The sequence below is a fragment of the Polyangium spumosum genome (assembly GCF_009649845.1).
GTDB lineage: Bacteria > Myxococcota_A > Polyangia > Polyangiales > Polyangiaceae > Polyangium > Polyangium spumosum.
The window spans coordinates 625,220-650,037 of record NZ_WJIE01000003.1; the positions used below are offsets into that span (position 1 = coordinate 625,220).

At 69.9% G+C, this 24,818-nt stretch carries 24 protein-coding genes; 9 read left to right on the forward strand and 15 right to left on the reverse strand.

Features of this window, described 5'->3' with window-relative positions; translation table 11 throughout:
- Positions 1-41: 41 nt before the first annotated feature.
- The 5 genes from GF068_RS12585 to GF068_RS12605 form a co-directional block, all read right to left on the reverse strand.
- On the reverse strand, positions 42-1,706 hold the full coding sequence (locus tag GF068_RS12585) for a nitrite/sulfite reductase (protein ID WP_153819592.1): 1,665 nt from the start codon (positions 1,704-1,706) through the stop codon (positions 42-44).
- A gap of 358 nt (positions 1,707-2,064) precedes the next feature.
- On the reverse strand, positions 2,065-3,636 hold the full coding sequence (locus GF068_RS12590; protein WP_153819593.1) for a serine/threonine protein kinase: 1,572 nt from the start codon (positions 3,634-3,636) through the stop codon (positions 2,065-2,067).
- A 129-nt stretch (positions 3,637-3,765) separates the two neighbouring features.
- Positions 3,766-5,547, reverse strand: coding sequence for a radical SAM protein (locus GF068_RS12595; RefSeq protein WP_153819594.1), 1,782 nt, complete (start codon positions 5,545-5,547; stop codon positions 3,766-3,768).
- The gene (locus GF068_RS12600) at positions 5,544-5,912 is read right to left on the reverse strand and encodes a hypothetical protein (protein ID WP_153819595.1); all 369 of its coding nucleotides are present in this window, start codon (positions 5,910-5,912) and stop codon (positions 5,544-5,546) included. Before GF068_RS12600 ends, GF068_RS12595 begins: the two co-directional genes overlap by 4 nt.
- Positions 5,909-6,622, reverse strand: a complete 714-nt coding sequence (locus tag GF068_RS12605) for a hypothetical protein (protein WP_153819596.1) — start codon at positions 6,620-6,622, stop codon at positions 5,909-5,911. Before GF068_RS12605 ends, GF068_RS12600 begins: the two co-directional genes overlap by 4 nt.
- A gap of 148 nt (positions 6,623-6,770) precedes the next feature.
- Between GF068_RS12605 and GF068_RS12610 the strand changes: the two genes are divergently transcribed.
- The 4 genes from GF068_RS12610 to GF068_RS12625 all read left to right on the forward strand — a co-directional run bounded on the left by GF068_RS12610 (position 6,771) and on the right by GF068_RS12625 (position 10,633).
- Positions 6,771-8,441 carry an RCC1 domain-containing protein gene (locus GF068_RS12610; protein ID WP_153819597.1) on the forward strand — a complete coding sequence of 557 codons (1,671 nt, stop codon included), beginning with the start codon at positions 6,771-6,773 and terminating at the stop codon, positions 8,439-8,441.
- Between the two features lie 71 nt (positions 8,442-8,512).
- Positions 8,513-9,493 carry an NHL repeat-containing protein gene (locus GF068_RS12615; protein ID WP_153819598.1) on the forward strand — a complete coding sequence of 327 codons (981 nt, stop codon included), beginning with the start codon at positions 8,513-8,515 and terminating at the stop codon, positions 9,491-9,493.
- 197 nt (positions 9,494-9,690) lie between these two features.
- Positions 9,691-9,933, forward strand: coding sequence for a hypothetical protein (locus GF068_RS12620; protein WP_153819599.1), 243 nt, complete (start codon positions 9,691-9,693; stop codon positions 9,931-9,933).
- Positions 9,926-10,633: a hypothetical protein gene (locus GF068_RS12625; protein WP_153819600.1), complete on the forward strand. Its 708-nt coding sequence runs from the start codon at positions 9,926-9,928 to the stop codon at positions 10,631-10,633. Before GF068_RS12620 ends, GF068_RS12625 begins: the two co-directional genes overlap by 8 nt.
- A gap of 4 nt (positions 10,634-10,637) precedes the next feature.
- Here the strand turns inward: GF068_RS12625 and GF068_RS12630 are convergent, their stop codons facing one another.
- The 5 genes from GF068_RS12630 to GF068_RS12650 all read right to left on the reverse strand — a co-directional run bounded on the left by GF068_RS12630 (position 10,638) and on the right by GF068_RS12650 (position 14,835).
- Positions 10,638-11,768 carry an alpha/beta fold hydrolase gene (locus tag GF068_RS12630; protein ID WP_153819601.1) on the reverse strand — a complete coding sequence of 377 codons (1,131 nt, stop codon included), beginning with the start codon at positions 11,766-11,768 and terminating at the stop codon, positions 10,638-10,640.
- Between the two features lie 23 nt (positions 11,769-11,791).
- Entirely contained in the window at positions 11,792-12,238 is a 447-nt protein-coding gene (locus GF068_RS12635; RefSeq protein ID WP_153819602.1) for a hypothetical protein, read from the reverse strand.
- Positions 12,239-12,259: 21 nt separating this feature from the next.
- Complete coding sequence (locus GF068_RS12640) at positions 12,260-13,801, reverse strand: acyl-CoA synthetase (RefSeq protein WP_153819603.1); 1,542 nt, start codon at positions 13,799-13,801, stop codon at positions 12,260-12,262.
- Positions 13,802-13,889: 88 nt separating this feature from the next.
- Positions 13,890-14,159 (reverse strand): hypothetical protein, encoded by a 270-nt coding sequence (locus tag GF068_RS12645; RefSeq protein ID WP_153819604.1) that lies wholly within the window; start codon positions 14,157-14,159, stop codon positions 13,890-13,892.
- A 127-nt stretch (positions 14,160-14,286) separates the two neighbouring features.
- Entirely contained in the window at positions 14,287-14,835 is a 549-nt protein-coding gene (locus GF068_RS12650) for a polyhydroxyalkanoate synthesis regulator DNA-binding domain-containing protein (protein ID WP_170319445.1), read from the reverse strand.
- A gap of 106 nt (positions 14,836-14,941) precedes the next feature.
- Here GF068_RS12650 and GF068_RS12655 point away from each other — a divergent pair, with 106 nt between their 5' ends.
- Entirely contained in the window at positions 14,942-16,474 is a 1,533-nt protein-coding gene (locus GF068_RS12655) for an acyl-CoA synthetase (protein WP_153819606.1), read from the forward strand.
- A gap of 4 nt (positions 16,475-16,478) precedes the next feature.
- Here GF068_RS12655 and GF068_RS12660 read toward each other — a convergent pair whose 3' ends face one another.
- On the reverse strand, positions 16,479-16,856 hold the full coding sequence (locus tag GF068_RS12660) for a response regulator (RefSeq protein WP_170319446.1): 378 nt from the start codon (positions 16,854-16,856) through the stop codon (positions 16,479-16,481).
- A 404-nt stretch (positions 16,857-17,260) separates the two neighbouring features.
- Between GF068_RS12660 and glyQ the strand changes: the two genes are divergently transcribed.
- The 3 genes from glyQ to GF068_RS12675 all read left to right on the forward strand — a co-directional run bounded on the left by glyQ (position 17,261) and on the right by GF068_RS12675 (position 21,553).
- The gene (glyQ, locus tag GF068_RS12665) at positions 17,261-18,205 is read left to right on the forward strand and encodes a glycine--tRNA ligase subunit alpha (protein ID WP_153819608.1); all 945 of its coding nucleotides are present in this window, start codon (positions 17,261-17,263) and stop codon (positions 18,203-18,205) included.
- 166 nt (positions 18,206-18,371) lie between these two features.
- Positions 18,372-19,595, forward strand: a complete 1,224-nt coding sequence (locus tag GF068_RS12670; protein WP_153819609.1) for an AAA family ATPase — start codon at positions 18,372-18,374, stop codon at positions 19,593-19,595.
- Positions 19,592-21,553, forward strand: coding sequence for a tetratricopeptide repeat protein (locus GF068_RS12675; RefSeq protein WP_206079460.1), 1,962 nt, complete (start codon positions 19,592-19,594; stop codon positions 21,551-21,553). The genes GF068_RS12670 and GF068_RS12675 overlap by 4 nt, the downstream gene beginning before the upstream one ends.
- Positions 21,554-21,798: 245 nt before the next feature.
- Here the strand turns inward: GF068_RS12675 and pyrE are convergent, their stop codons facing one another.
- Genes pyrE through GF068_RS12695 form a run of 4 tightly spaced genes read right to left on the reverse strand, consistent with a single transcriptional unit; the run spans position 21,799 to position 23,820 of the window.
- Positions 21,799-22,359, reverse strand: a complete 561-nt coding sequence (gene pyrE, locus GF068_RS12680) for an orotate phosphoribosyltransferase (RefSeq protein WP_153819610.1) — start codon at positions 22,357-22,359, stop codon at positions 21,799-21,801.
- Positions 22,356-23,051 carry a bactofilin family protein gene (locus GF068_RS12685; RefSeq protein ID WP_153819611.1) on the reverse strand — a complete coding sequence of 232 codons (696 nt, stop codon included), beginning with the start codon at positions 23,049-23,051 and terminating at the stop codon, positions 22,356-22,358. The genes pyrE and GF068_RS12685 overlap by 4 nt, the downstream gene beginning before the upstream one ends.
- Before the next feature lie 4 nt (positions 23,052-23,055).
- The gene (locus GF068_RS12690; RefSeq protein ID WP_282425111.1) at positions 23,056-23,370 is read right to left on the reverse strand and encodes a bactofilin family protein; all 315 of its coding nucleotides are present in this window, start codon (positions 23,368-23,370) and stop codon (positions 23,056-23,058) included.
- Between the two features lie 54 nt (positions 23,371-23,424).
- Positions 23,425-23,820: a bactofilin family protein gene (locus GF068_RS12695; protein WP_153819612.1), complete on the reverse strand. Its 396-nt coding sequence runs from the start codon at positions 23,818-23,820 to the stop codon at positions 23,425-23,427.
- A gap of 154 nt (positions 23,821-23,974) precedes the next feature.
- On the opposite strand from GF068_RS12695, the gene GF068_RS12700 reads away from it, so the two are divergent.
- Positions 23,975-24,784 carry a CPBP family glutamic-type intramembrane protease gene (locus GF068_RS12700; RefSeq protein WP_153819613.1) on the forward strand — a complete coding sequence of 270 codons (810 nt, stop codon included), beginning with the start codon at positions 23,975-23,977 and terminating at the stop codon, positions 24,782-24,784.
- Positions 24,785-24,818 lie beyond the last annotated feature (34 nt).

A 24,818-nucleotide genomic window follows, 5' to 3' on the forward strand; every position in this document is an offset into this window, starting at 1 on the left:
ATCACGGAGGACCGCCCGGCCGATACGGCGCCGGTGTTCGTTCAGATCACGTCCGCCGCCGCCGCGAACCCGATCCTGCCAATCTCGCCCGCGCCCTTGCGCCCCACGAATTCTCGAAAGCTCTCGCCCTCGGCGCGCCCTTCCACGTAATACCTCGCGATCGCCGCGATCACCTTGGGCGTCTCCTCCTCGGGCACGCGGCCGTCGAGGCGGTCGCCGATCTTCGCGTCCGGGCCGCAGCCGCCGCCGACGCGTAATGAATAATGCGGGCGCTCCACGCCGTCCTTGCCCTTCACCATCAGGCCCGTCATGCCGATGTCGGCCACGTGGTGCTGGCCGCACGAGTTCGGGCAGCCCGAGATCTTGATGTCGAAGGCGCCGATCTTCTGCACGAGATCGTCCGCCTCGGCGCGGCTGCCGCTCTCCGAGAGGTGCTCGCGCACGCGGGCGCCGACGCCCATGCTCTTCGTGATCGCCAGCGAGCAATAATCGGCACCCGGGCAGGCCACGATGTCGGTGATGTGCCCGGCGTCGGGCTCGGCGAGGCCAATCTGCGTGAGCGCGCGGTGCAGCGCCACGAGGTGACCCTCGGGGACGAACCGCATCACGAAGTTCTGCGTGTTCGTCGTGCGGACCTCGCCGTTGCCGTATTCGCGCGCGAGCGCCGCGAGCCTGCGCATCTGCTCGGCCGTGATGTCGCCGAGCGGCAGCTTCACCGTCACCACGCGGTAGCCGGGCTGCGTCTGCGCGAGCGTGTTCGTCCTCTTCCAGCGCGCGAAGGCGCCGTCGCCGATCGCGTCGCCGCCCGGGGCCGGCGGCGGCGCCTCCTCGTCCTTGTATTCGCCGAGATACCGGTCGAGATCCGCCTCGATCTTCGCGCCCTCCTCGGCCTTGATCTTCGTGAGCTCGTCGTCGAGCCGCTTCATGAACTCCGCCGCGCCGAGCTTGCGCAGCAGGAACTTGAGGCGCGCCTTCTTGCGATTCTTGCGCTCCCCATCCCGGTGGAAGACCCGGATCACCGCGTCACACGCGGCGATCACGTCCCGCTCGGGGATGAACTCGCGCCAGAGGTGCGCGATCTCCGGCGTCGAGCCGAGCCCGCCCGCGACATAGACCGAAAAACCTCGCCCCGCGTCCGTCACCCGCGCGAGCAGGCCGACGTCGTTGATCATGATCTGCGCGTGGTCGCGCGTGCTGCCCGTGAGGGCGATCTTGAACTTGCGCGGCAGCCTGCGGTTGTGCGGGTGGAAGAGGAAGTATTGCGTGATCGCGTGCGCGTGGGGCGAGACGTCGAACGGCTCGTCCGGCGCGACACCCGCGAGGTGCGACGCGGTCACGTTGCGCACCGCATCGGAGCAAGCGCCGAGCGCGGTCACGTCCGCCCGGGCGAGCACGCGCTGCAGCTCCAGCGTCTCCTCGAGCTCGAGGTGGTGGAGCTGGATGTCTTGACGCGTCGTGACGTGCGCGAGCCCGAGCGCCCAGCGCTCCGTCACCTCGGCGACGGCCTCGAGCTGCGCGGCCGTCATGCGCCCGCCCGGGACCTTGATCCGCTGCATGTTCTTCACCCGCGCGAGCTGCGCATACACGCCCATCCCGAGCCGTAGCGGACGGAACTGATCCGGCGTGATCTCCCCGCGCTTGAACCGCTCGATGTTCTCCGCGTACTCGTCGAGCACGGCCTGCATACGTGACGCTGCGTCAGACATGGCCCGCGAGTGTATCTTGCACTTTTCCGACGCGTCAAGTGGGACAATCCGCGGACGCGCTCCCGCGGAGGGCCGGGACGTGTTCTGCACCCTGCAGAAGGACGCCCCGGCGAGGCGGGAGGGGCTTCTGCGCAGCGCAGAAGGGCATCCGCCCAAGGACGCGGGGACCTCTGCGCGGATCGGAGCCCCTCGCGGGTGTGGTCGGACACATGTCTGCACACGTCAGAGACGGTCGCGGGTGGGCCCGGAGGGATGTCTGCGGGGCGCGGAGGTGACCGCGGGGACGGTCGGAGGGATGTGCGCGATGCGCAGACGGGGGCGAGGGCGAGGTGGGAGGGGGATCCGCGCCGAGCGGGGCTCAGCGATTGAAAGGCTTCATCGAGAACCGCGCGCGGTCGAGGGCGTCCATGCCCGAGCGGTCGGTGAGCCAGCATTGCGAATAACCGCCGCGAACCTCGGGCAGCTCCTCCCTCCCCGCGAGCTGCTTTCCCACGAATGCGACGATGTCGCGGGCCTCGCTCGGCGAGAGCGTGATGCCGAGCGAGGCGCGGACGACGACCACGATCGTCTCGTTGTCCCAGCGCCCGATCGTCGAGCGCTCCGGGCCGAGCGCGCGCGCGAGGTGGACGAGCTCCGCGATCGTTCGGTCGAGGCCCCATTGCGGGACGGGCCGCGGCCGCACGCTCTCCTTGATATGCACGTGGAAGAGCAACACGGAGAAGGGGACGCTCATGCTCGCGCTGAACTTGTACTCGGCCTCCAGGGTCTCCGTGAGCCCCTGCTTGTCGAGCACGCCCTTCACCTCGCTGCGCAGCGTCGGCTCGAACGAGACGGGGATGTCGCTGAACCGGGATCGAGGCCGCTGGCTGTTCGGCGCAGGCGCGCTCGGGGGCGGCGTGGGGTCGTCGCGGAGCCGGTCGCGGCTCGGTCGGGGTAATGGCGCGGGGGGGCGCTGGGAGAGGCGCCGGCTCGTCGCCTGCGAGGGCGGCGGGAGCTCGGAGAGGGGAAGGAGGGACCCAGGCGGCGGCGGCGTGACCGAGGCCGAGACCGAGACCGGGATGCGGAAGAGCTCGGCCAGGTGGGCGATCGCCGTGCTCGCCCGCTCGGGTCGCTCCCTGGGCTCGCGCGCCCCGACCTTGCGGAACCACTCGTCGAACCCGTGCGGGAGCTGGACGCCGCGCCGACCTGCGCGCGCGGTGGGCGCCTCGGGCAGCTCCGGGGCGATGATCTTGCCGAAGAGGGCATACACGCTCGGGAGCTGCAGGAGCTCGGGCCGCCAGTAGGCCTCGCCGACGAGCAGCGTATAAGCGACGTGCGCGAGCGAATAGATATCGGCCGAGGCCCGGATCCCGGCGTCGCCGCTGATCTGCTCCGGCGCCATGTAGAGGGGCGTGCCGACGACGGCCGTCGTGTGCGCGAGCGTCGTGGCGACGGCGACCTTGGCCACGCCGAAATCGAGGATCTTCACGCAGGCCCGGCCGTCGTCGCGGGTCGTGACGAAGAGGTTCTCGGGCTTGAGGTCGCGGTGGACGATGTTCGCGGCGTGGGTCTTGTCGAGGGCGAGCGCGACCTGGGAGAGGTAGAGGACGACCTCGGCCTCGGGCAATGGGCCGCGGCGCTTGACCATGCCGCCGAGCTCCTCGCCGACGAGCAGCTCCATCACGAGGAAGGGGAGCTGGCTCGTGGTGTCCACGCCCGCGTCGAGGACCTGCACGAGGTGCTCGCTCTCGATGCCGCCGGTGACCGTGGCCTCCTGCGCGAACCGGCCACGCATGACCGAATTTTCCAGCACGGCCGGGTGCATGACCTTGAGGGCCCGCCTGCGGTTCGTGTTCTCGTCGTGGACCTCGAACACCGCGCCCATGCCGCCCGCCTTGATGCTGCGGACGACACGGTAACGGTCGTGGAACAAGGCGCCTGTGACGAGCATGGGGTGAGACCGGCTCGCGCATCCTAGACCAAACGCGCGGGCCGTTGAAAGAGGTTCTGGCGTCGCGGTCGTGTCCGCTCGGCCGCAAGGGCGCGTTCTAGCGCAGTTTTTCGGCGCGTCGACGTCGCATCAGCTCGCGTCGACGAGCTCCCGCAGCGAGACGGGCCGAAGCTCGGAGAGGCCGTGGAGCTCGGCATAACTGCGCAGGACCTCGCCCGGGCAAGCGGACGCGAGCACACACCGGGCCTCGTGGGGGCAAGGGATCGCCGAGGCGTGGAAGGCCGCGTGTTCGGCCTCGCCGGCGCGGTGGCGGAAGCGCGCGTCCCGGTACTCGGTGCCGGGCAGCGGAGGCCGCTCGGCGGGCGCGTCGAGCCAGGCCCGCGGCGGCACGGCGCCGTCGCGCATGCGGCGAAACACCACGCAAGGGACGACGCCCTGCACGTTCAAACGCACGCCCCGCGCGAGCGCCCCGGCCATGGCCTCCGCGACGTCGGTCATGCGGGGCGCGGACGAGAAATACCGGTCGGCGCGGGATTCGAAGCTCGGGTAGGGCATGTGCGGGAAGAAGGACAAGCCGCGCTCGGCGGCGAATCGAGCGACGCCTTCGAGCTCGAGCGCGCCCTCGCGGGTCGCGACGCAGAGGATCCACACGGATCCGGCCGGGACGCGGGCGAGGAGGTTGTCGATGGCGCGGAGGACCCGCGCGTGCGCGCCCTCGCGGCCGACGATCCGGTCGTGCGCCGCGGGGCTCGTCGAATAGAGGGGGACGTGGAAACGTGTGTCCTCGGGGAGGGCGGCGAGGACCTCGTCGCAGAAGGCCGGATCGGCGAGGCGGGTGCACGGGGAGAAGACGTGCGCGGTGCGGTAGCCGAGGTCGCGCGCGCGTCGGAGGACGTCGAGGATCCGCGAATGGGCGAGCGGGTCGTAGCCATTGATGCGCACGGCGCGCACGCCGCGGCGCCGGTTCGATTCGAGGTCGGCGAAGAGCCGGGCGAGCACGCGGTCGCCGCCGTCCTCGGGCGGGGCGGTCTCCTTGATCGAGCAGAAGGCGCAGGACTGCCCGCAATCGGCGTCGATCGCGAGGTTCAGGACCTCGTCGCCCGCGGAGGGCTCGCCCTCGTCGGAGGCGGCCGGGGGCAGGAGCGCAGGGGCGACGTCCGAGAGGATGTCCGGAAAAACCACGTCGAGGCCCGCGTGGTCGCGCAATTGCAGGACGAACGCGACGAGCGCGCGCAGCTCGTCCGCGCCGGGGGGATCGGCGGCGCCGAGCGCGAGGTGCTTGATGGAGAAATGGGCCGTGGTGGCGAACGCAGGTTTCGTGTCGTCGCGGCGCCCCACGAGGAGGAGCAGGCGCCGGGCGTCCGATTCCCGGCGGAAATCCAGGACGAGCTCGAGCCCGCCGTCGTGGGACTTCTGCAGGTACGAGCTCGGATAGACGTCGACGAGGGAGAAGCCCGAGGCGGCGGGCGCGCCCTCGACGATCTCCGGCGATAACAGGGCCCGGAGCCCGTCGCGGCCGAAGACGAGGCGGCCCCCTTCGCGGGCGCGGCCGAGGGCCTCGGCGAGCGTCCGGCCGGGGTTTCGTTCGAGCAGCGCGTCGATCGAGGCCGCGACGGCCATCACGAGCCGCGAGACCTCCTCGCGCCGCTCGGGCGTCCGCGCGGCGAGCGCGCCGCGGTAACGCACCGAGCAACACGCGAGCCGCCGGAACACGGGGCCGGGGGCGCCACGCGGCAGGACCGTGACCTCGACCCAGTCCGCGCTGCCCTTCGCCTCGAAGCGCGCCGAGAGTTTGTCCTCGCCCTCGAGCAGGATCACCTTGCAGGAGAACCCCCCGAGCCGCAGGGGCACGAGGGCCATCTCCACCCCGGACGAGTCCTCCCGCGCGAGCGCCGTTTCGATCGAGCTCAAGCGGCTCCCCCGGCCGCGTCCCAGGCCTTCACCCACGCGACGAAGTGATCGATCGTGGCGCGGTCGCGGGCATAAATGCGTGATTGCTCGCCGTCGGGCACGTCCTCGGAGAAATAGACGATGTCGTACCGATCCGAGCGGCGATACGCGGGCTCGGCCGGGTCCGTGGGGGTGACGATGAACGAGAGGGTCCGCCCCTCCATTTCGAGCTCGACGACGGGCACGGTTCGGCGGAACGTGCGGAGGCGCGCGCCCTTGCAGCGATAGCCCTCCGGATTCGGGAACGCCGGGCCCCCGAAATCACGGGCGAGCCCGGCGGAGAGGGCGCCTGCGAGGCGCTCGAGTGATTCGATGTCGGCGGTCATGCGCGCATGTCCCTCTCGAGGTCCCGGATCGTGGCGGCGTAGGCCTCCGGATCGAGCTCGCGCAAGGCGAGCAGGGCCGCGACGCGGTGCAGGCGCGCCTCGGCGAGGTCGGCGCGGGCGAGCGCCTCGCGCGCCGATTGCGCCTGGCTGCCGCGGATCCGCGAGGTCGCGCGGAACGTCGCGGAGGCGCCGAGCAAGAGGAGGAGCGCCCCGACGCCAAGGAGGAGCGAGACGTGGAGGGCGCCGTCGGGGGCGAAGAGGGCCCGAAACCCCGCAATGGAGGCGAGGACCACGATCCCCACGAGCGCGACGACCACGCCGATCGCGCCGAGCCGATCCATCCACGCCGCCCGCGCGAGCTGCCGCATCGCGATCCCGCGGTGCAGATCGGCCTCCCGGTCGAGCCGCAGGGCGAGCTCCGAGAGCGGATCCTCACCCGCGAGCGCGGGCAGATCGGCCTGCGCGAGGATCTCCGAGACCTGCGCCGCCGTCGGATCCTCGAGCGCGCGCAGGGCCGTGCCGGCGCCGCTCTTCACGGCCCGCGCCGCCCGATCCGCCGCGGGCCCGACGCGACCTTCGATCGCCGCGCCCACGTCACGCGCGATCGTCCTTCCGCGGTCCATCACGCGCCGGGCCGGCTCGGCGTCACTCTCCGGGACCTCGGCCACCTTGCCCCAGCCGGCGCGTCTCGGGCTCGTCGTCTCTTCCATGGCTCGCGCTCACTCCCCCACGATCGGGGCGGAAACGATACAGAAACGGGCCACGCGTGCCAAGCGTCGCCTCGCGGCGCCGCGCCTTCGTGATCGAGGCGGACCACCCTTGCGGCGAGCGGGCCGACTTCGATAGAGTCGCGGGAGCATGCGGGAGCGAGCGCACATTTTTTTCCTGCCAGGCGCCTTCGCGCTCGTGTTCGCGGCAGGGCTGCTCCACGCCGCCGGCTGCGGGCTCCGGATCGCGGAGAACCCGACGCAGCCGGTCCCGTGTTTCCACGCGATGGACTGCCCGCCGTCGGAGAACCCTTGTATCGTCTCGACCTGCTTCGAGCAGGAGTGCGCGATGGTCGCGGCGGCCGAGAACACCGTGGTGCAGGAGCAGGAGCCGGGCGATTGCCGCATGCGGGTATGCAACGGCAATGGCATGTCGGTGGAGATCCACGACGACCTCGACGTTCCCCCCGACGACGGCAACGAGTGCACGGCCGCGGCCTGCAAGGAGGGCGCCCGCGTCCACGTGCCGGTCGAGATCGGCGAGGCCTGCGGCGAGAGCGGCGTGTGCAACGGCAAGGGCGCGTGTGGCGCGTGTCTGCCGGGGGCCGAGCGGTGCGAGGGGAACGCGGTCGCGACGTGCAGCGCGGAGGGCGCGTGGGGAGAGGCGGCCTGCCCCGAAGGACGCCCGATCTGCAGGGGAAAGGGCTGCGTGGGCATCCGGCAAATCGCGGCCGGCGGGGTGCACACGTGCGCGCTGTTCGAGGACGGCTCGGCGCGATGCTTCGGCGCCTCGGGCGTGCGGCGCGGCTCGCTCGGGGCGCCTCCGGTCGCGGGCGTCGTGGGCGCGGTCGAGCTCGCGCTCGGGGGCGCGCACGCCTGCGCGCGGCGCGCCGACGGCACCGCGCTCTGCTGGGGCCACAATACCTTCGGGCAGGTCGGCGACGGCACGACCGAGGGCCCGCGCGCGCCGACGCCCGTCCTCGGCCTCGCCGGCGCGACCGCGATCGCCGCGGGAACGGCGTTCACCTGCGCGATCGTCGGCGGCGGCAAGGTCGTCTGCTGGGGCAAAAACGATCGCGGCCAGCTCGGCGGGAGACCCCAGGCGTCCGCGGGCAAACCCCCGGCGAGCGAGGTCCCCTCCCCTCTGCCCGCGTCCCCGGGCGGCGCGCCATCACCCGTCGCGGGCCTCTTCGGCGCCACGAAGATCACGCTCGGCGGCAGGCACGCCTGCGCACTCGGGCCGGGCGGTCAGGTCGCCTGCTGGGGCGACGACGAGAGCGGCGAGCTCGGCAATTTTCGCGCGCCCGCGCCCTCCGCCAAACCCAGGCCCGGCCCGCGCCCGAGCCCGCGCCTCGTCTCCGTCAAGGGGATCGAGGGGGCGATCGCGATCGCGCTCGGCGACGCGTTCGGCTGCGCGCTGCTCGAGGGCGGATCGACGCGCTGCTGGGGCGACAATGGCGCGGGGCAGCTCGGCGACGGCACGACCGAGGCGCGGGCCGAATTGGTGGTGGTCCAAGGGGTCACCGGCGCGACGGCGATCGCGCTCGGGGCCGAGCATGGCTGCGCGCTCGGCGCAGGTGGCGCCGTTTCGTGCTGGGGCAAGAACGATCGAGGCCAGCTCGGCGACGGCACGACCGAGGCGCGAAAAGCCCCCGTCGACGTGCCCGGCCTCGCGGGCGTACGCGCGCTCTCGGCGGGCGGCGCGCACACGTGCGTGATGCTCGAGGGCGGCGCGATGCGATGCTGGGGCGGAAATGGCGCCGGTGAGGTCGGCGACGGCACGACCGCGGATCGAGCTTCCCCCACGGCCGTCGTCTGGTGACGATTTTGAAAAGCCGCGCCTCTCGCGGGCGGCGCGCTCGGATATACTGCCCCGGCTCGGAGGTGAGCGACATGAAGCTTTCTTGGGTTTGCTTGGGTTTGCTTGGGATCGGCCTCGCCGTCGGCTGCAGCGCGACGGGTGGCGACAATGGCTTCGAGAATGCGGGCGGCTCGGGGGACGGCGGCGCCGGCGCCGCCGCGAACCAGGGCGGAGGCGGCGAGGGCGGCGGCTTCATCCCGGGCGCGGGCGGCAGCGGCGGGGGCGTGCCGGGCGACAGTTGCAGTGACGCGGCGAAGCTGATTTACGTGCTCTCCGACGCGAACGAGCTTTACAGCTTCAATCCGCCGACCAAACAATTCACGAAGATCGGCACGCTCGGCTGCCAGACGACGATGCAGCCGAACTCGATGGCCGTCGATCGGGACGCGGTCGCCTGGGTGAACTACGTCGAGTCCGACCCGTTCTTCGGTGACGACACGAACGGCGTGATTTACAAGGTGAGCACGAAGGACGCGAGCTGCCAGCCGGCGCCCACCGTGCAGCTCATCTCGAACTGGTTCCGCGTCGGAATGGGTTTCTCCACGAACGACGGGGGGATGGGCGAGTCGCTCTACATCACGGGCACGGGCACGATCGGCCTGGGCAATAGCCCCGGCCTCGGGAGGATCAACCCCGCCTCGTTTGGCGTCGAGACGATCGCGAACTTCTCCCCCGGGACGTTCACGGGCCAGAGCGCCGAGCTCACGGGCACGGGCGACGGACGGCTCTACGGGTATTTCACGACGAGCCCGGTGCAGGTCGGCCAGATCGACAAGGCGACGGGCGCCGTGACGAACCCCGAGGCGATCACGGGCCTCACGACGCCCTCGGCGTGGGCGTTCTCGTTCTGGGGCGGCTCGTTTTACCTGTATGCCGCGAGCTCCGGCAATTCGAACGTGACGAAGTACGACCCGGCGACGGGCGCCATCGACAACGCATACATGACGAACATCGGCTTCCGGATCGTCGGGGCCGGCGTCTCCACGTGCGCGCCCCTCGAACCGCCGAAGTGAGCGCGACGATCGGTCGTGGTGCAGAGGCGCCGAGTGGCGCCGAGCGACGGCCGAGGGGCACGGCGACCCTGGAGCAGATCGGACGGCGGGGTGACGGTGCGTAGACAACGTCGCGGTGATCGTCGCGAGGGTGTTGACTTGCGCCCCGTCTCGGACGTAGCGTGCGCCTCGTCTCCTTTCAGGAAAGGATCACGGTCGTGCAACAGAATCCCGGTTATGGTGGTGGTTACGCTGGCGCGCAGGCAGGCGGCGCTTCGTTTCAGGTCATGACGATCGACGCCGGCTGCGGCGGCACCATCGAGCACAGCAAGATCGCCGACCTCTCGAACCAGATGGCGGCGCAAGGCTTTGTCCTCGACAAGGTGTTCATGGACGTCCGGAGCGCGTTCGGCCCGTTCTGCCCGAAGCGCTGTGCCGTGCTGGTCTTCAAGCGTGGCTGATCAGCAATCCCCGCGCAGGCTCGAGCTCGCGGGGGTTGCTCCGGCTGCGTTCGCGCTGAGCGAGCTCGGCCGTTATCCTTCCTTCGCTCATCATCCGACCTGCGGGCGGCACGATCATCACCTCGTCCGCCCGTTTGGCGTGCCCTTGTGCCTGGGCTGCGCCTGCATGTACCCCGGGATCGGCGTCGCGCTCGTCGCGCTCCTCGTGGTTTCACCCGCGCGCGACTTCACGACGGCCTTCTGGGTCGCCGTCGCGTCCCTCGGCTGCGTGGTGCCGACCTTCTTCCAGCCGTTCGTCCAGCGCCGCTGGTACAAGATCCCCGCGCGGTTCTTGCTCGGCGTGGGCTTCGGCCTCGTCGCGGGCGCGGCCTGGCTCGTCCCGAACAGCCTGGTTGGCTGGGCCATTCGCGTGGGCCTCGTCGTCACGACGCTCGCCCTCGGCACGGCGGCTTTGCGCCTGCGGTCGCGGCGCCTCGACGACCCTTGCAAGGGTTGCCCCTGGGGTGCCTTCCCGGTCTGCGCGCACAACCTGCCGGCCTTGCGTCGCATCCGCGAAGCGCAGGGGCCCGACCCGTTCGTCGACTCGCTCATCGCCGAGCTCGAGCCCCTCGCGCCTTATCCGCCTCGCCTCGGACAAACCCCCCCGGTCCCGCGGCCGGGCCAGTTCCAGTTCCACGTGGCCCCGCCGCCGAACCCCTGACGGATCAGGCTTCCGTGAAGGGATCGCTGCGCTTCGCGATCCAGCTGGCGATCTTCGGCCAGATCTGCTTCGGGCCCTTGCTCGACGTGGACAGACCGATGTGCCCGACCGGGAAGCGCATGATCTCCTTGTCTGTGGAGCTCACGAGCCCGTTCAGGATCTCGCTCGACTTCGGCGGGGCGATCGTGTCGTTGTCCGCGATGATGTTGAGCAGCGGCACCTTGATCATCGAGAGGTCCACCGTCTGCCCGGCGACCTTCATCCGGCCGTTGCAGAAGTTGTTGTACTGGTAGCAATCCTTGATGTATTGCCGGTACACCTCGCCGGGGAACTCGACGTTGTCCGAGGCCCAGTGCTCCATGCCGAGGAACGTGGTCACGAAGTCGCGATCGTCGATCCGGCGGAAGACCTCGAGCCATTTCGTCATGCGCTGGATCGGCGCCATCGACGAGAAGCCCGTCTCCATGAGGTCGATCGGCACGTTGCCGTAGGCGTCGACGAGCGCGTCCACGTCGAAGCGGCTCGGCTTCGTCCATTCGGCGAAGACCCCGCCCTCGTGGAAATCGACCGGCGTCGCCTGCGCCACGAAATTGCGGAGCCCCTGCGGGTGCAGCGACGCGTACGCGAGCGCCATCGTGCCGCCCATGCAGTAGCCGTACATCGTCAGGTCCTTCGCGCCGCTCAGCCGGAGCGTCCACTTCACGGCGTTCTTGATGAGCACGTCGAGGACGTCGTCCCAGCCCATCCGCCGCTCGGCCGCGCCGGGCGTGCCCCAGTCGATCGCGTAGACGTCGTAGCCCTGGCCGACCATGAACTCGATGAGGCTCCGGCCGGGCAGGAAGTCGAGGATGTAATAGCGGTTGATCAGCGAGTAGACGAAGAGGATCGGCGTCGCGTGCTTGCGGACCTTCGGCTCGAAGCGGAGCAGCCGCATCTTGCCGTTCGTGTAGACCACCTTGTGCGGCGTCGCCGCGAGCGGGGGCTCGCCGACGTCCGCGGCGCGGAGGATGAACGGTTTGACGTAGTGGTACGGGCTCATCGAGCCGTTCTGCGCGGCCTGCATGATCTCGCGCGAGATGTCGATCTGCCCCTCCACGAAGGAACGGAGGCGCTGCGTGGTGGATTGCGTGCTCATGACTCTTTCCGTCCTTCCTCTCGTCAGGAGGGCCGATCGGCCGCGGCGCTGCCGTTGACGTTCGGGCGCGCGGCCTCGGACCCTTGTGGCTCGCGGCGGCTCTTCTCGAGCGCCTCGATCACCACCTCGAGCTGGGACGAGACCGCCTCGAGCTGATAGCGGACGTCCTTCACCTCTTCGCGCAGGTCGTCCATCTCCGTCGAGGTGGGCAGGCGGAAGAGGTGGAGCCAGTTCTCCTGGGCCTCGACGTACGCCGCGCGGGCGCGCAGGGCGCGGTTCAGGGCGCCGCCCGCGAGGTTCAGGAATCGCTCGCTCCTCCCGAGGCGATCGAACGCCCGGGTCATGCCCTTCTCGGCGGCGACGAACGCCTTCCCGGTGGGCGTCTCCGGCCCGAGCCAGTGTCCGAGGCCCTTCACCACGCGGGTCAGGAGCTTGGGCTGCTTCTTCGAACTCGTGGTCTCGTTTGCCACGGCATCCTCTCTTCTCGCGCCTTATCGCGCGTATTTTTCCTTGAGCTCTCTCTTCAGGATCTTGCCGGCCGCCGAGATCGGCATCGCGTCCACGAAGAGGACCGATCTCGGCACCTTGTATTTCGCGAGGTTGTCCCGGCAATGCGCCAGGATCGCCTCCTCGGTCACGGTCTGTCCGGGCTTCGTGACGACGATGGCCCGGCCGACCTCGCCCCATTTCTCGTCCGCGACGCCGATCACCGCGACCTGCGCCACGGCGGGGTGCTCGTAGAGGACCTTCTCGATCTCGGCCGGGTAGACGTTCTCGCCGCCCGAGATGAACATGTCCTTCTTGCGGTCGGCGATGTAATAGAACCCGTCCTCGTCCACGCGGGCCATGTCGCCCGTGTGGAAGAAGCCCTCCTCGTCCACGCTCGCCCGCGAGGCCTCGGGGTTGTTGAAATACCCGGAGCACGCGCTCGGGCCCTTCAGGACGAGCTCGCCCACCTCGCCCACGGGCAAGGGGCGGTTGTCGTCGTCCACGATCCGCGCGTCGATGAAATAGTTGGGCTTGCCGATGCTGCCGGCCTTCGTCTCGGCGTATTCGGGATCCATCGAGAAGATCCCCGGGCCGAACTCGGTCATGCCGAAGCCCTGCTTGAAGACGACGCCGTGTTTTTCCCGGTACGCGCGGATGATCGGCACGGGCAGGGGCGCGCCGCCGCTCGTCAAGAAGCGCAAGGACGAGAGGTCCGCCGATTCGAAGCGCGGCGATTGCATCATCATCTGGTACTGCGTCGGCACGCAGAAGAGCAAGGTGGCCTTCTCGCGCTCGATCAGCGAGAGCATGTCGTCGGCGGTCCATTTGCGCATGATGACCACCGTCCCGCCGAGCGTGAGCAGCGGCAGCGTGTAGACGAAGAGCGCGCCCGTGTGGAACATCGGCGTGTGCGTGAGCGTCACGTCGCCGCGCGAGAGCTCGTGGATCACCGTGTTCAGCGTGTTCCACGCGATCATCCGGTAGGAGATCTTCGCGCCCTTCGGCAGGCCCGTCGTGCCGCCCGTGAAGAGCAGGCAAACGATGTCCTCGGCCTCGACAGCGTCGTTCTTCACGGGCCGCGATTCGCGCGCCTGCACCGCGGTCGTATAGTCGAGGCTCCCCTCGATCCCCTCGCCGTCGAGGTGCAGCCACGTCTTCACGGACGCGCACGGAGACAGTCTTGCGATCTCGCCGATACCGGCGCGGAAATCGTCGCTGAAGAGCATCACCTTCGGCTCGGTCTGGTAGACGAGCTCGGCGATCTCGCGCGGATGGCTGCGCCAGTTGAACGGCACGAGCACCGCGCCGAGCTTGGCGCAGGCGAAAAACGCGTCGAGGAACTCCACGCCGTTCATCGCGAGGATCCCCACGCGATCGCCCTTCGACACCGCGGCCTCGTCGCGCAAGAAGCCGGCGAGGCGATTCGCGCGGCGGTTCATTTCGCGATACGAGAAACGCCCGCGCTCTCCTTTGGCCACGTCGACGACGGCGAGCGATTCCGGGAAATACCGCTCACCACGCTCCATCCAGTCCCCGATGTACATGCTCTTTTCTCCGCTCGCCGGCGCGTCTCTCTGGCTCCGCCCGGACAGAGCCGAGCTTACGCGAGCTCGTCTTTGCTTGGAAGGTCGCTCAAAGGAAAGGCGCGCCGAACGTTTCGCCGGCGCGCCTCGTCGCCTCGAGCGCCATGCGCTGCCATTCCGCAGCGATACGCGCGCCGTACAGCAGGGACACCTGGCCGATACGCGCCATGCCCCGGAGCATCACCCCGAGCTGCGCCGCCGTCGCCGTCTCCAGCGCGTCGAGCTCCTCGAAGATGTCGGAAGATCCGTCCGCCGGATCGGTACGTCCCCGGAAGACCTCGCGGGTTTGCTGCACCTGCGAATCCCCTCGCTCGTTCATCCCAAGCTCCTCGCGACAGCAAGATTCGCCTTCAAACGCAGGAGAATCCCGTCCTTCGGGAGCCGAACCTAAAACGAGCCCTCGCGGCTGTCAAGCAAACTTTGTTGCGGCGCAACAAAGCTCGGGGCTAGGGGCGCTTCTTGGCGACGATACGCTTGAGCTCGTCGAGCTCGCGGCGGAGGGCGGCGATCTCCTCGGCCTGGTCGTCCCGGGCGTCGCTCAGGTTCACGGCGCCCCCGAGGTCCGGCGGCGGCGCGAGCTCCTCGGGCTCGGGATCGCGCGGCGAGGTCCAGGGCGTGCTCCTCCCGGCGCTGAGCATCGCGTTCAGCAGGGGCAACGCGCCGAGCGGGCCGATGGGGAAGACACGCGCGCCCTTCTTCGCGAGCAGGTAGATGTCGAGGGCCCAGATCACCGTGCGCTCGAAGAACTCGGCCAGCGCGTCGTCGCCCATGCGGATGAGCTGGCGCAGGAGCGGCACGGGCAAGAGGCGCGCGGCGCCGCGGCTCTCCAGGATGATCTGCGCGAGCGTCGCCTGCGTCAGGTCGCGGCCGGTCTTCGCGTCGACGACCTCGACGTCATCGCCACGCCTGACACGCGCCTCCACCTCTTCGAGCGTGACGTAACGACTCGCCTCGGTGTCGTACAGCCTCCGGTTGCCGTACTTCTTCACGACCATGGGGACGGTCGTACACTCCGATCGTCCGGATCGCAATGGGTTGTTGCGCCGCAACAACGCACGCGAGCCATTCCAGCGCGCGCGGGGCTTTGCTACGCAGGGCGGCATGCACCTCGGCGACTGGCTCGGACGACGCGCGGCGCTCTCCCCGGACAAGGTGGCGCTGCTCGACAACACACGAGGCGGGCGGGCCGTGACGTACCGGGCGTGGGACAGGACGGCGAACCGCACGGCACATTTCCTCCGGGATCGGCTCGGGGTGCGGCGCGGCGATCGGGTCGCGGCGCTCGCGATGAACGACGTCGCGATGCTCGATCTCTGGTTCGCCTGCGGCAAGGTCGGCGCGATCTTCACGCCGCTGAACTACCGGCTCACGCCGGGCGAGCTCGGCGCCTACCTCGCCGCGACGACGCCGGAGGTGCTCGTCTACGGGCCGGACTTCGCAGCGGCGAGCGAGGCGCTCCAGAGCGAGTCGAGCTTCGTGCCGCGCGTGTTCGTGGCGATGCGCGGCGCCTCGCGGGCCCGGGGCGACGACGTGGACTTCGCCGAACGTGACGCCGCGACGGACAGGCCGCCGCCCGCGCTCTCGATCGGCTGGGACGAACCCTGGGTGCTCTGCGGGACGGGGGGCACGACGGGCACGCCGAAGGCCGCGATGCTGACGTACCGGTCGATCACGGCGAACGCGGTGAACACGATCTCGAGCTGGGGTCTGTCGCAGAGCGACGTGGCGCTCTTGAACGCGCCGCTCTTCCACACGGGCGGGCTCAACGTCTTCACGGCGCCGCTCGTGCTCGCGGGTGGGACGTCCGTGGTCTGTCGCGTGTTCGATCCGGACGAGGTCCACGCGGGGGCGCAGGAGCAGGGCGTGACGGTGTTTTTTGGGGTGCCAACGATGTTCCTCGCGCTGTCGCAGCACCCGAGGTTCGGAGGGGGTGAGCTCCGGCGCCTGCGGATCTGCATCAGCGGCGGCGCGCCTTGCCCCGAGCCGCTGATGCAGACGTACTGGGAGCGAGGGATCGACCTGAAGACGGGTTACGGGCTGACCGAGGCCGGGCCGAACAACTTCTGGCTGCCGCCCGCGGACGTGCGCCGGAAGGTCGGCTCCGTGGGCGCGCCGCTGTTCTTCGTGGAGGCGCGGATCGTCGACGCGGCGCGCGAGCCCGTTCGTCCGGGCGAGGTCGGCGAGCTCGAGGTGCGCGGGCCACACGTCTTCGGCGGTTACTGGGGCCGGCCCGAGGAGACGGCGAAGGTGATCTGTGACGGCTGGCTCCGGACGGGTGATCTCGCGTGTTGTGACGACGAGGGGCACTTCTACATCGCGGGGCGCAGCAAGGATCTGCTGATCTCCGGCGGGGAGAACGTGTATCCGGCCGAGGTCGAGGCCGTGCTCCTGGGGCACCCTTCGGTCCGGGAGGCGGCGCTCATCGGCGTGCCGCACGAGAAATGGGGCCAGGTGGGCCGGGCGGTCGTCGTGCTCGCGCCGGGAGCGAAGGCCGAGGCCGAGCCGATCCTCGCCCACTGCCGCGCGCGGCTCGCGAAGTACAAGGTCCCGCAGTCGATCGTGTTCGTGGCCGAGCTGCCGCGCACGGGCGCGGGCAAGGTCGACAAGAAGGCGCTGGAGAAACAGTACGGCTGAGCGATCAGGCCGTCGCGCTCCGCGGCAGCGCGGCGCGCACCTGGTCGACGAGCTCGGCGCCATGGACTTGCTTGGGCACCGCGCCGTGCACGCCCATCACCTTGGCGAGGCGCTCGAGGGGCCCGGGCTCCATGTCGCTGCAGAGCAGGACCTTCACGCTGCCGAGGCCGAAGGCGTCGCGGATCATGCGGACGAGCAGGGGGCCGTCGAGCTTGGGCATGTTGACGTCGAGCAACACGACGTCGCAGAGCGACTCGCGGATGGCCTGCAGGCTGCCGAAGGGGCCGCGGTGAAAACGCGCCGAGAAGCCGGCCCCCTCCAGCGTGCGCACCGCGCTCGCGCCGAAGGCCGCGTCGTCGTCGATGATCAGGATACGCGGCATGGGACCGTCCTTCCGTGTGCGTGCGAAGGCCCCCTCGAGCAAGCTCAGTCCGCTGGGCCGACGGGCGCGGCTGTCCTCGGGCCGGACCACCGAGAACCGCTCTCTCCCTCGGGCTCCGAGGTGACTCACCACACGAGCGTCACTATTTTGTCGCCTGGTCATGTCGGGTATCGCTCATCGGTTGGGGCGTCAAGCCCGTTTTCCAGGGTGGACGGCTTGTGCTATGTTCGTTCAGTTTGTGTACAAGGATTGTCTATCCTTTCTCGCCGCCACGCAAGGGAAAACGGGAGCTTTTTTGGTAACGTGACGGTGAATACCAAGGATGGCTCGACAGACCTCGGATCGGGGGTCGTGAGGACGGCGTCGACGAGCGCTCGGGGCTGGGCTATGGCTTGCGCGTCGCCATGACGTTCCAAGACATCATCCTGACGCTCCAGCGCTTCTGGGCCGAGCGCGGCTGCCTCGTGGTGCAGCCGTACAACTCCGAGGTCGGCGCAGGCACGTACAACCCCGCGACGTTCCTCCGCGCGCTCGGGCCGGAGCCGTGGAACGTGGCGTTCGTGGAGCCCTCGCGCAGGCCCGCCGACGGCCGCTACGGCGAGAACCCGAACCGCTTGCAGCAGTTCCACCAGTTCCAGGTGATCCTGAAGCCGAGCCCGCTGAACATCCAGGAGCTCTACCTGGAGTCGCTTCGCGCGCTCGGCACGAACCCGCTCGAGCACGACGTGCGGTTCATCGAGGACGACTGGGAGTCGCCGACGCTCGGCGCCTGGGGCCTCGGCTGGCAGGTGTGGCTCGACGGGCTGGAGATCTCGCAGTTCACCTACTTCCAGCAGGTGGGCGGCATCGACTGCAAGCCGATCTCGGGCGAGCTCACGTACGGGCTCGAGCGGATCGCGATGTACCTGCAGGACAAGGACAGCGTCTACGACCTCGCGTATTCGCGCTCGGGCGGGCACGTGGTGCGTTACGGCGAGATCTACCAGCGCGCCGAGTGGGAGTGGTCGACGTACAACTTCGAGGAGGCCGACGTGGAGGAGCACTTCGCGGCCTTCGACAAGTGCGAGTCGGAGGCGAAGCGGCTCCTGTTCCGAGGGGTGGACGCGACGGCGAAGGGCGCGAAGCCGGACCCGAAGAAGGCGCTCGTCTTGCCGGCCTACGACTTCGTGGTGAAGGCGGCGCACCGGTTCAACGTGCTCGATGCACGCGGGGCGATCAGCGTGACCGAGCGGCAGAGGTTCATCGGTCGGGTGCGAGGGCTCGCGAGGCTGGTGGCGGAGAGTTACCTGGCGCAGCGGGAGGCGCTCGGGTTTCCGCTGCTGCCGAAGGTGGCGGTGGCGGCGGAGTAGCGGGCGCGAAGGTTGGCAGGCGGGGGCGGTTGGGGCAGAGTGGCGGCGTATGGCCGTGAACCCCCGGATCGTCCTCTCGGAACAGTTGAAGTTGCCTGCGCGGACGGCGCGGGACGTTCGGGCTGCGTGTAATCCTCGCATCGAGCTCGCAGGGAAAGATCTCCTCGTGCTGCGAGAAGACCTGTCGAGCGTGCGCGGCGGCGATCGCATCCGTCGGATGGAGGAGTGCATCCGCGGCGCGCTCCCGGGGGACTATCAGGTCCAGCTCCTCAGCGGTCATCCGGGCAGTGGAAAATCGAGCGAGCTCCACTGGCTCGCGGGCGAGCTCAAGAAGAACAAGGACGACGTCGAGTATCACCCCCTCGTCATCGACGTACAGGACTACCTGAACGCCCGCGACGTCCAGCTCCCGGAATTCATCACGGCGATCTTCACGGCCGTGCTCGATGATCCGCTGCTCGGCAAGCTCGTGAGCACGACGGCCACCGCGAAGAAGATCTGGAAGGATCTCACGGCGTGGTTCAAGGAGATCGGGATCACGCTGGAGGCGGAGGTCCCGATCGGAACCGCAAAGATGAAGCTCGGCGTCTTGAGGTCGCCGTCCGTCCCCGAGCGCTTCCGGGCCGTGAGCCACAAGCACATCATGTCCCTCGTGGAGGGGTTGAACGAGCTCTTGCAGGCGCTCCGGCCGCCGCTCGCGAACCATGGCACGGACGACGTGGTGATCATCGCGGACAACCTCGAGCGCGTGGAGCGATTGCCGCTCCAGGACGGGACGAAGCGCACCACGCACGACTTGTTTTTCCTGGAGCAACTGCCGATCATCCAGGAGGTCGCGGTGCACCTCATCGTGACCGTGCCGGTGTCGCTGCATTTCACGCAGGGACGGCTCCGACAAGCTTTCCGTAGCCCCGGCGATGTCGTGCTGCCCATGATCGCGATCCGCAATCGAGGGACGGACCAGCCGAACGAAGCAGGGGTGGCCGCGCTGGAGCGGCTCCTCGCGCGCCGCATCGACTGCGCCGTGGTATTCGCGGACGAAGGGGCTCGTCGCCACGCCATCGCCGAGTCGGGTGGGTGCTTGCGGGATCTGCTGAAGATCGTGGCGCAGGCGGCGCTGATGAAGCCGGAGCTCCGGCTCACGAAAGACGACGTGGATGCGGCCGTGAAGGAGTACGTGGGGGGAATGGAGCGGTTTCTCCAGGGGAAAGGGTATCTGCGCAGCCTGCATCACGTCGTGCGGACGGGCTCGTTCCCGGAGAACTTCGACGACGACTTGCGGCAGCTCTTGCTTCATGAGCTCATCGTCCTCGAATACAATGGCGACACGTGGTTCGATGTCCATCCGTTCGCGAAGCGGACGCGGGCCTTCCGTGACGCGGGGACATGATCCGCCTCGCGCTCGACATCGACGCGGATGGGCGGGCGGACGCGCTTTACCGGGCGATTGCGTGGAGTGACTCGTTTTCTCTGATCTTCGTGCGGGTCTCGTCGGCGGCGGTGCGGGACGAGCTGCTCGGGCGGATGCGCGAATGGTCGGGGCAGGGAGATTTTCCCGAGGTCGTGGAGGTGGCGCTACGGGCGGCGGAATGGCCGTTCGAGCGGCTGCGGGAGCTCGGGCTGGCTCAGGACCAGCGCCGCGTGGTGGTGCTGATGGGGCTCGAGCAGCATGCGATCGGCGATAACGTCTCGCCAGCGCTGGCGGGCTTCAACTTCGCGCGGGATCTCTTGCCGGGGCTCATTCCTGGGCCGCTCGTGATCCTGGGGTTCGGCGAGGTATTCACGGCGCTGTCGGCGAGCGCGCCGGATTTGACGAGCTGGCGGACGTTCGAGATCAGCGTGCGAGCCGAGGAGGAGCCGGCAAGCGAACCTCCGGCGCGGATGATGGCGTACGAGCCTCCAGATCCGGACGCGGCGGCCGAGGTGGAGAGGTTATCGGGCATCTTGCAGGGTGTGCTCGAGCGGAGGACGGGGCATTCCGAGCTCGAAGCGGCGCGATTGCGGCTGCGGTTGGGACAGGCGCTCGTGGGGGCGTATCGGTATGCGGAGGCGGAGGAGGAGCTTTCGCGGGCGGTAGAGGTATTCGAGGCGGAGGGGCGGGAGGGCGAGCAGGCGAAGGCGTTGTTCTGGCTGGGGCATAACGCGGCTTCACGCTCCGAGCACGACACCGCCCGCGCTCGTTACGAGGAGGCACTCCCGCTCTTCCGAAAGGTCGGCGACGTCCTCGGAGAGGCAGACTGCATCAAGGGCCTCGGCGACCTCACCCTCGGCTCCGATCACGACGCCGCCCGCGCCCGGTACGAAGAGGCACGCACGCTCTATCGAAAGGTCGGCGGCATCCCCGGCGAGGCCAACTGCATCCAGCGCCTCGGCGACATCGCGCTCCGGCGCGCCGATCACGCGACCGCCCGCGCCCGGTACGAAGATGCACGCACGCTCTATCAAAAGGTCGGCCAAGCGCGGGGAGAGGCCAACTGCATCCGGAAGCTCGGCGACCTCGCGCGAGGACGCTCCGATCACGCGACCGCCCGCGCCCGGTACGAAGAGGCTCTCCCCCTCTACCGAAAGGTCGGGTACATCCTCGGAGAGGCCAACTGCTTCAAGAGCCTCGGTGATATCGCGCTCGACCGCTCGGATCACGCGACCGCCCTCGCCCGGTACGAAGAGGCCCTCCCGCTCTTCCGAACGGTCGGCTCCGTCCTCGGCGAGGCCCACTGCATCCGGCGCCACGGCGACATTGCGCTCGAGCGCTCCGAATACCCGACCGCCCGCGCTCATTACGAAGCGGCCCGCGCGCTCTTCCGAAAGGGCGACGACCTCCTCGGCGAGGCCAACTGCATCAAGGGCCTCGGCGACCTCGCGCTCGAACGCTCCGATCACGACACCGCCCGCGCTCGTTACGAGGAGGCACTCCCGCTGTTCCGAAAGGTCGGCGACGTCCTCGGAGAGGCCAACTGCATCCAGGGCCTCGGCGACATCACGCTCCGTCGCTCCGATCACGACACCGCCCGCGCCCGCTACGAAGAGGCCCTCCCGCTCTACCGAAAGGTCGGCGACGTCCTCGGCGAGGCCAACTGCATCCGCAACCTCGGCGAGATCGCGCTCGCGCACGGCGAAAAGGACACAGCACGCGCCCAGTTCGAGCAGGCCCTCCGCCTTTACCAGCGCATCGCCGAACCCTCCTCCATCGGCTGGACCCACAAGCGCCTCGCCGACCTCGCCCCCACCGACGCCCTCCGCCAGCACCACCTCGACGCCGCCCGCGCCGCCTGGTCGAGCATCGGGCGCAACGACCTGCTCGCGAAGCTCGACGACCCAGCCCATCCGGACGAAGAAGCGACGGAGTGAAGGGTCCCGGGTCGTCGTGCTCGCTCCGGGGAGCGAAGCCCGAGAGGTCTCGACCTTCCGAGCATCGCTTGGACAAGCAACCGACCATACACCCAGGGCTCCGGCCATCGCTTGGGCAACCGAGCCACCGCCCGACCAGGGCGACAAGCGTCGCTTGGGCAAGCGAGCCACCGCCCGACCAGGGCAACAAGCGTCGCTTGGGCAAGCGAGCGAGGGACATACCCCGCTCCCGAGCATCACTCGGGTCACGCGTCCGGAATGAAATCCCGCCGCGTGCAGATCGAGATCACCGGCAACCCCGCCTGACGGATCGCTTCCGCCCCACCTTCGAGCCGGTCCACGATCGCCACCACGCCCACCACGCGCGCCCCCGCCGCCGTGATCTTGTCGACCGCCTTCAGCGTCGACCCGCCCGTCGTGATCACGTCCTCCAGCATCACCACCGCCAGCCCCGGCACGAGCGCGCGATCACCCTCGATGAGCCGCTTCGAGCCGTGGTCCTTCGCCTCCTTGCGCACGTACAGCGCAGGCAACGGACGACCTCGCACGAAGCTCGTCAAGGACACCGCGCTCGCCAGCGGACAGCCGCCGAGCTCCACGCCCGCCACCGCGTCACATCGCGGCAAGCCGTCGAGCGCGTCGAACATGAGCGCGCCGAGGAGGAAGTGCCCCTCGGCGGTCAAGGCCGTTTGCTTGCAGTCGATGAAGAAGTCGCTCTCCCGACCGGAGGCGAGCACGACTCGCTTGCGCTCGAACGAACGCTCGCGGAGCAGCTCGACGAGCCGCTCTCGCTCGGTTTTGCTCATTTCCCCGCGCCCTTCCCGCGCCGGATCTGCGCCTTGGCACCCTTGGGCACCGCAGGCACGACCGGGGGCGGGGGGCCGCCGGAATTCTCGACAGGTGCGCTCTCCGGCGCCTCCTCGCCCGCCGCAGCCGCAGCAGGCTCGGCCACAGGCGCAGGCGCAGGCGCTGCAGGAGCAGGACGCGCCGCAGGCGCAGGACGCGCCGCAGGAGCAGGACGCGCCGCAGCCGCCGGCGCAGGGCGCGCCGCAGGGGCCGCCGCGCGGGCAGGAGGAGGGGCCACGGGACGCGCAGGCGCCGCCGCAGGGGCCGCCGCACGGCCACGCGGGGCCGCCTGGGCAGGCGCCGCAGCCGCCGGCTTCTCGACACGAGGCGGCAGCGGGGCGCCGGTCGAGACGTTGCCTCGCACGAGCGCGCCGGGCCGGATGCCGATCTGCGGCGCGCCGATGTCGCCGACGACACGCGCGCCCGGCTCGAGGACGACGAGCTCGGTCGCGGAGATGTCGCCCGCCACCGCGCCTCGCACGATGATGCGACGGCCGGACACGTCGCTCTTGACAAGCGCCGTCTCGCCGATGAGGAGCTCGCCCTGGACGGTGACGCTTCCCTCCACGAAGCCGTGGAGGTCGAGGTCCCCGTCGCCGCGGATGGAGCCGCGGATGGTGGTCCCGCGGCCGATGGTCGAGGGGGTCGTCATCGGTTCACACGTCCATGTCGACGTTGCCCTTGAACGAGGCACCGTCCGCGATGGTCAGCCGCGCCGCCTTGACGTCGCCGACGAGTCGGCCGCCGGTGAGCAGATCGACGCGATCCGAGGCGCTCACGTTGCCCGTCACGTTGCCGCCGACCGAAAGAGAAGCCGCCGCGACGTCCGCCTCGACGACCGCGCCTCCCTCGACCGTGACGCCGCCGTCGACGCTCAGCTTGCCGCGAACCGTGCCGGCCACGACCACCTCCTCGTCGGAGGTGATCTCACCCTCGATCGTGATGCCGCTGCCGATGATCGTACCCGCCACCTTCCACGCTCCCTCGCCGCGCGTCGCAGCGTTTTCGTGACCCTCTGAAAGCCTTCACCGACCGCCGGCGCGGCCACCCTGAAGCTCGGCCGGCAGCTCGAAATCCGCCTCGATCCGCCCCGAGAACTCGGCACCCTCGTCGAGGCTCACCTCGGCGCCGCCGAGGTTGCCCGAGACCTTCGCCGACGCGCGGATCGCCACGGGCCCGCGCGCCGCGACGTCGCCCGTCAAGGTGCCCGCGATCGTCACGACCGCGGCCTCGACGTCGCCGGAGACCTCGGCGCCCTCCTCGATCACGAGCTCACCCGTGAGGCTCACGCCGCCCTCGACGTGGCCCTCCACGCGCAGATCTCCTTCGCCCATCACGCGACCACGCACGCGCGTGCCGCGCCCGAGCACGGAGCCGCTCGTATCGAGATCGTTGTCATGCATCGCCGGCGCTCGGACCATGGAACTCTTCTCCACGTTCGCATCCGCGCGCGCGAATCACGCGCGGGGCGGAAAGCGCGCGCAAGCTACTCCAAGGCGATCCGGCCCGCAACGCCTCTCTCGCTCCCGCGGCGAACCGGAGCGTTCTTCGCGGAAACATGCCACCATGCGGCCCGTGCCTTCCGCGACCGAACCGCTCGACGCGCCCACCTCGACGCCCTCGCGCGAGGTCGCCAAGGGTTCGGCGTGGCTGCTCGGGGTCGCGCTCGCCGTGCGCCTCGCCGAGGTCCTCGTCGGCCGCAACCCGCTCGTCGCGGCCCTCGTCGGCGCGATCGTCGTCGACCTCGGCACGTACCGCGCCGGCGTGCGATGGGACCCGGACCCGAGCACCGGAAAAGGACCACGAGCGCGCGCGCTTCGAGGGATCGGCCTCGGGCTCGGCGTATCACTCGTGCTCGTGGTGGTGCCGCTCGTCGTGGCCGTGCTCGCCGGGTTCGCCTCGGTGAGCGCGGGCAGCCCCTCGGGCACGCTCGCGTTTGCCCTGCTGCGCGCGGCGGCCGTGGCGACGCGGGACGAGCTGCTCTACCGCGGCCTGCCGCTCGTCGTGGCCGCGCGCGCGGGGCTCGCGCCGCGCTTCGGGATCGGGTACGCCGTGCTCGCGGGCGTGGCAGCGCTCGCGCTCGTACCGGGCGCGTCGTGGGAGGCGCTCGTGCTCACGGCCGCGCAGGGCGGGCTCTACGCGGTGCTCTGGGCGCGCACGGGGGTCGCGTGGGCGTCGGTCGCGGCGCACGCGGGCTTCACCCTGCTCGCCGGCGCGGGGCTACGCGGCGGGCTCGTCGACGTGACGTGGAAGAGCGGCCTGCTCGGGGATGGCCCCCGCGCGCGGGGCGCCGTCGCGCTCGTGGCCGCGGCCGTCGCCGTGGGGCTCGCGTTTGCTGCGTGGAAGAAACTTCCGGCGAGGGTGGTCGAGGCGCAGGACACGTAGACGTGCGTGTGATGCGATGTCGCCTGCCCGAGGA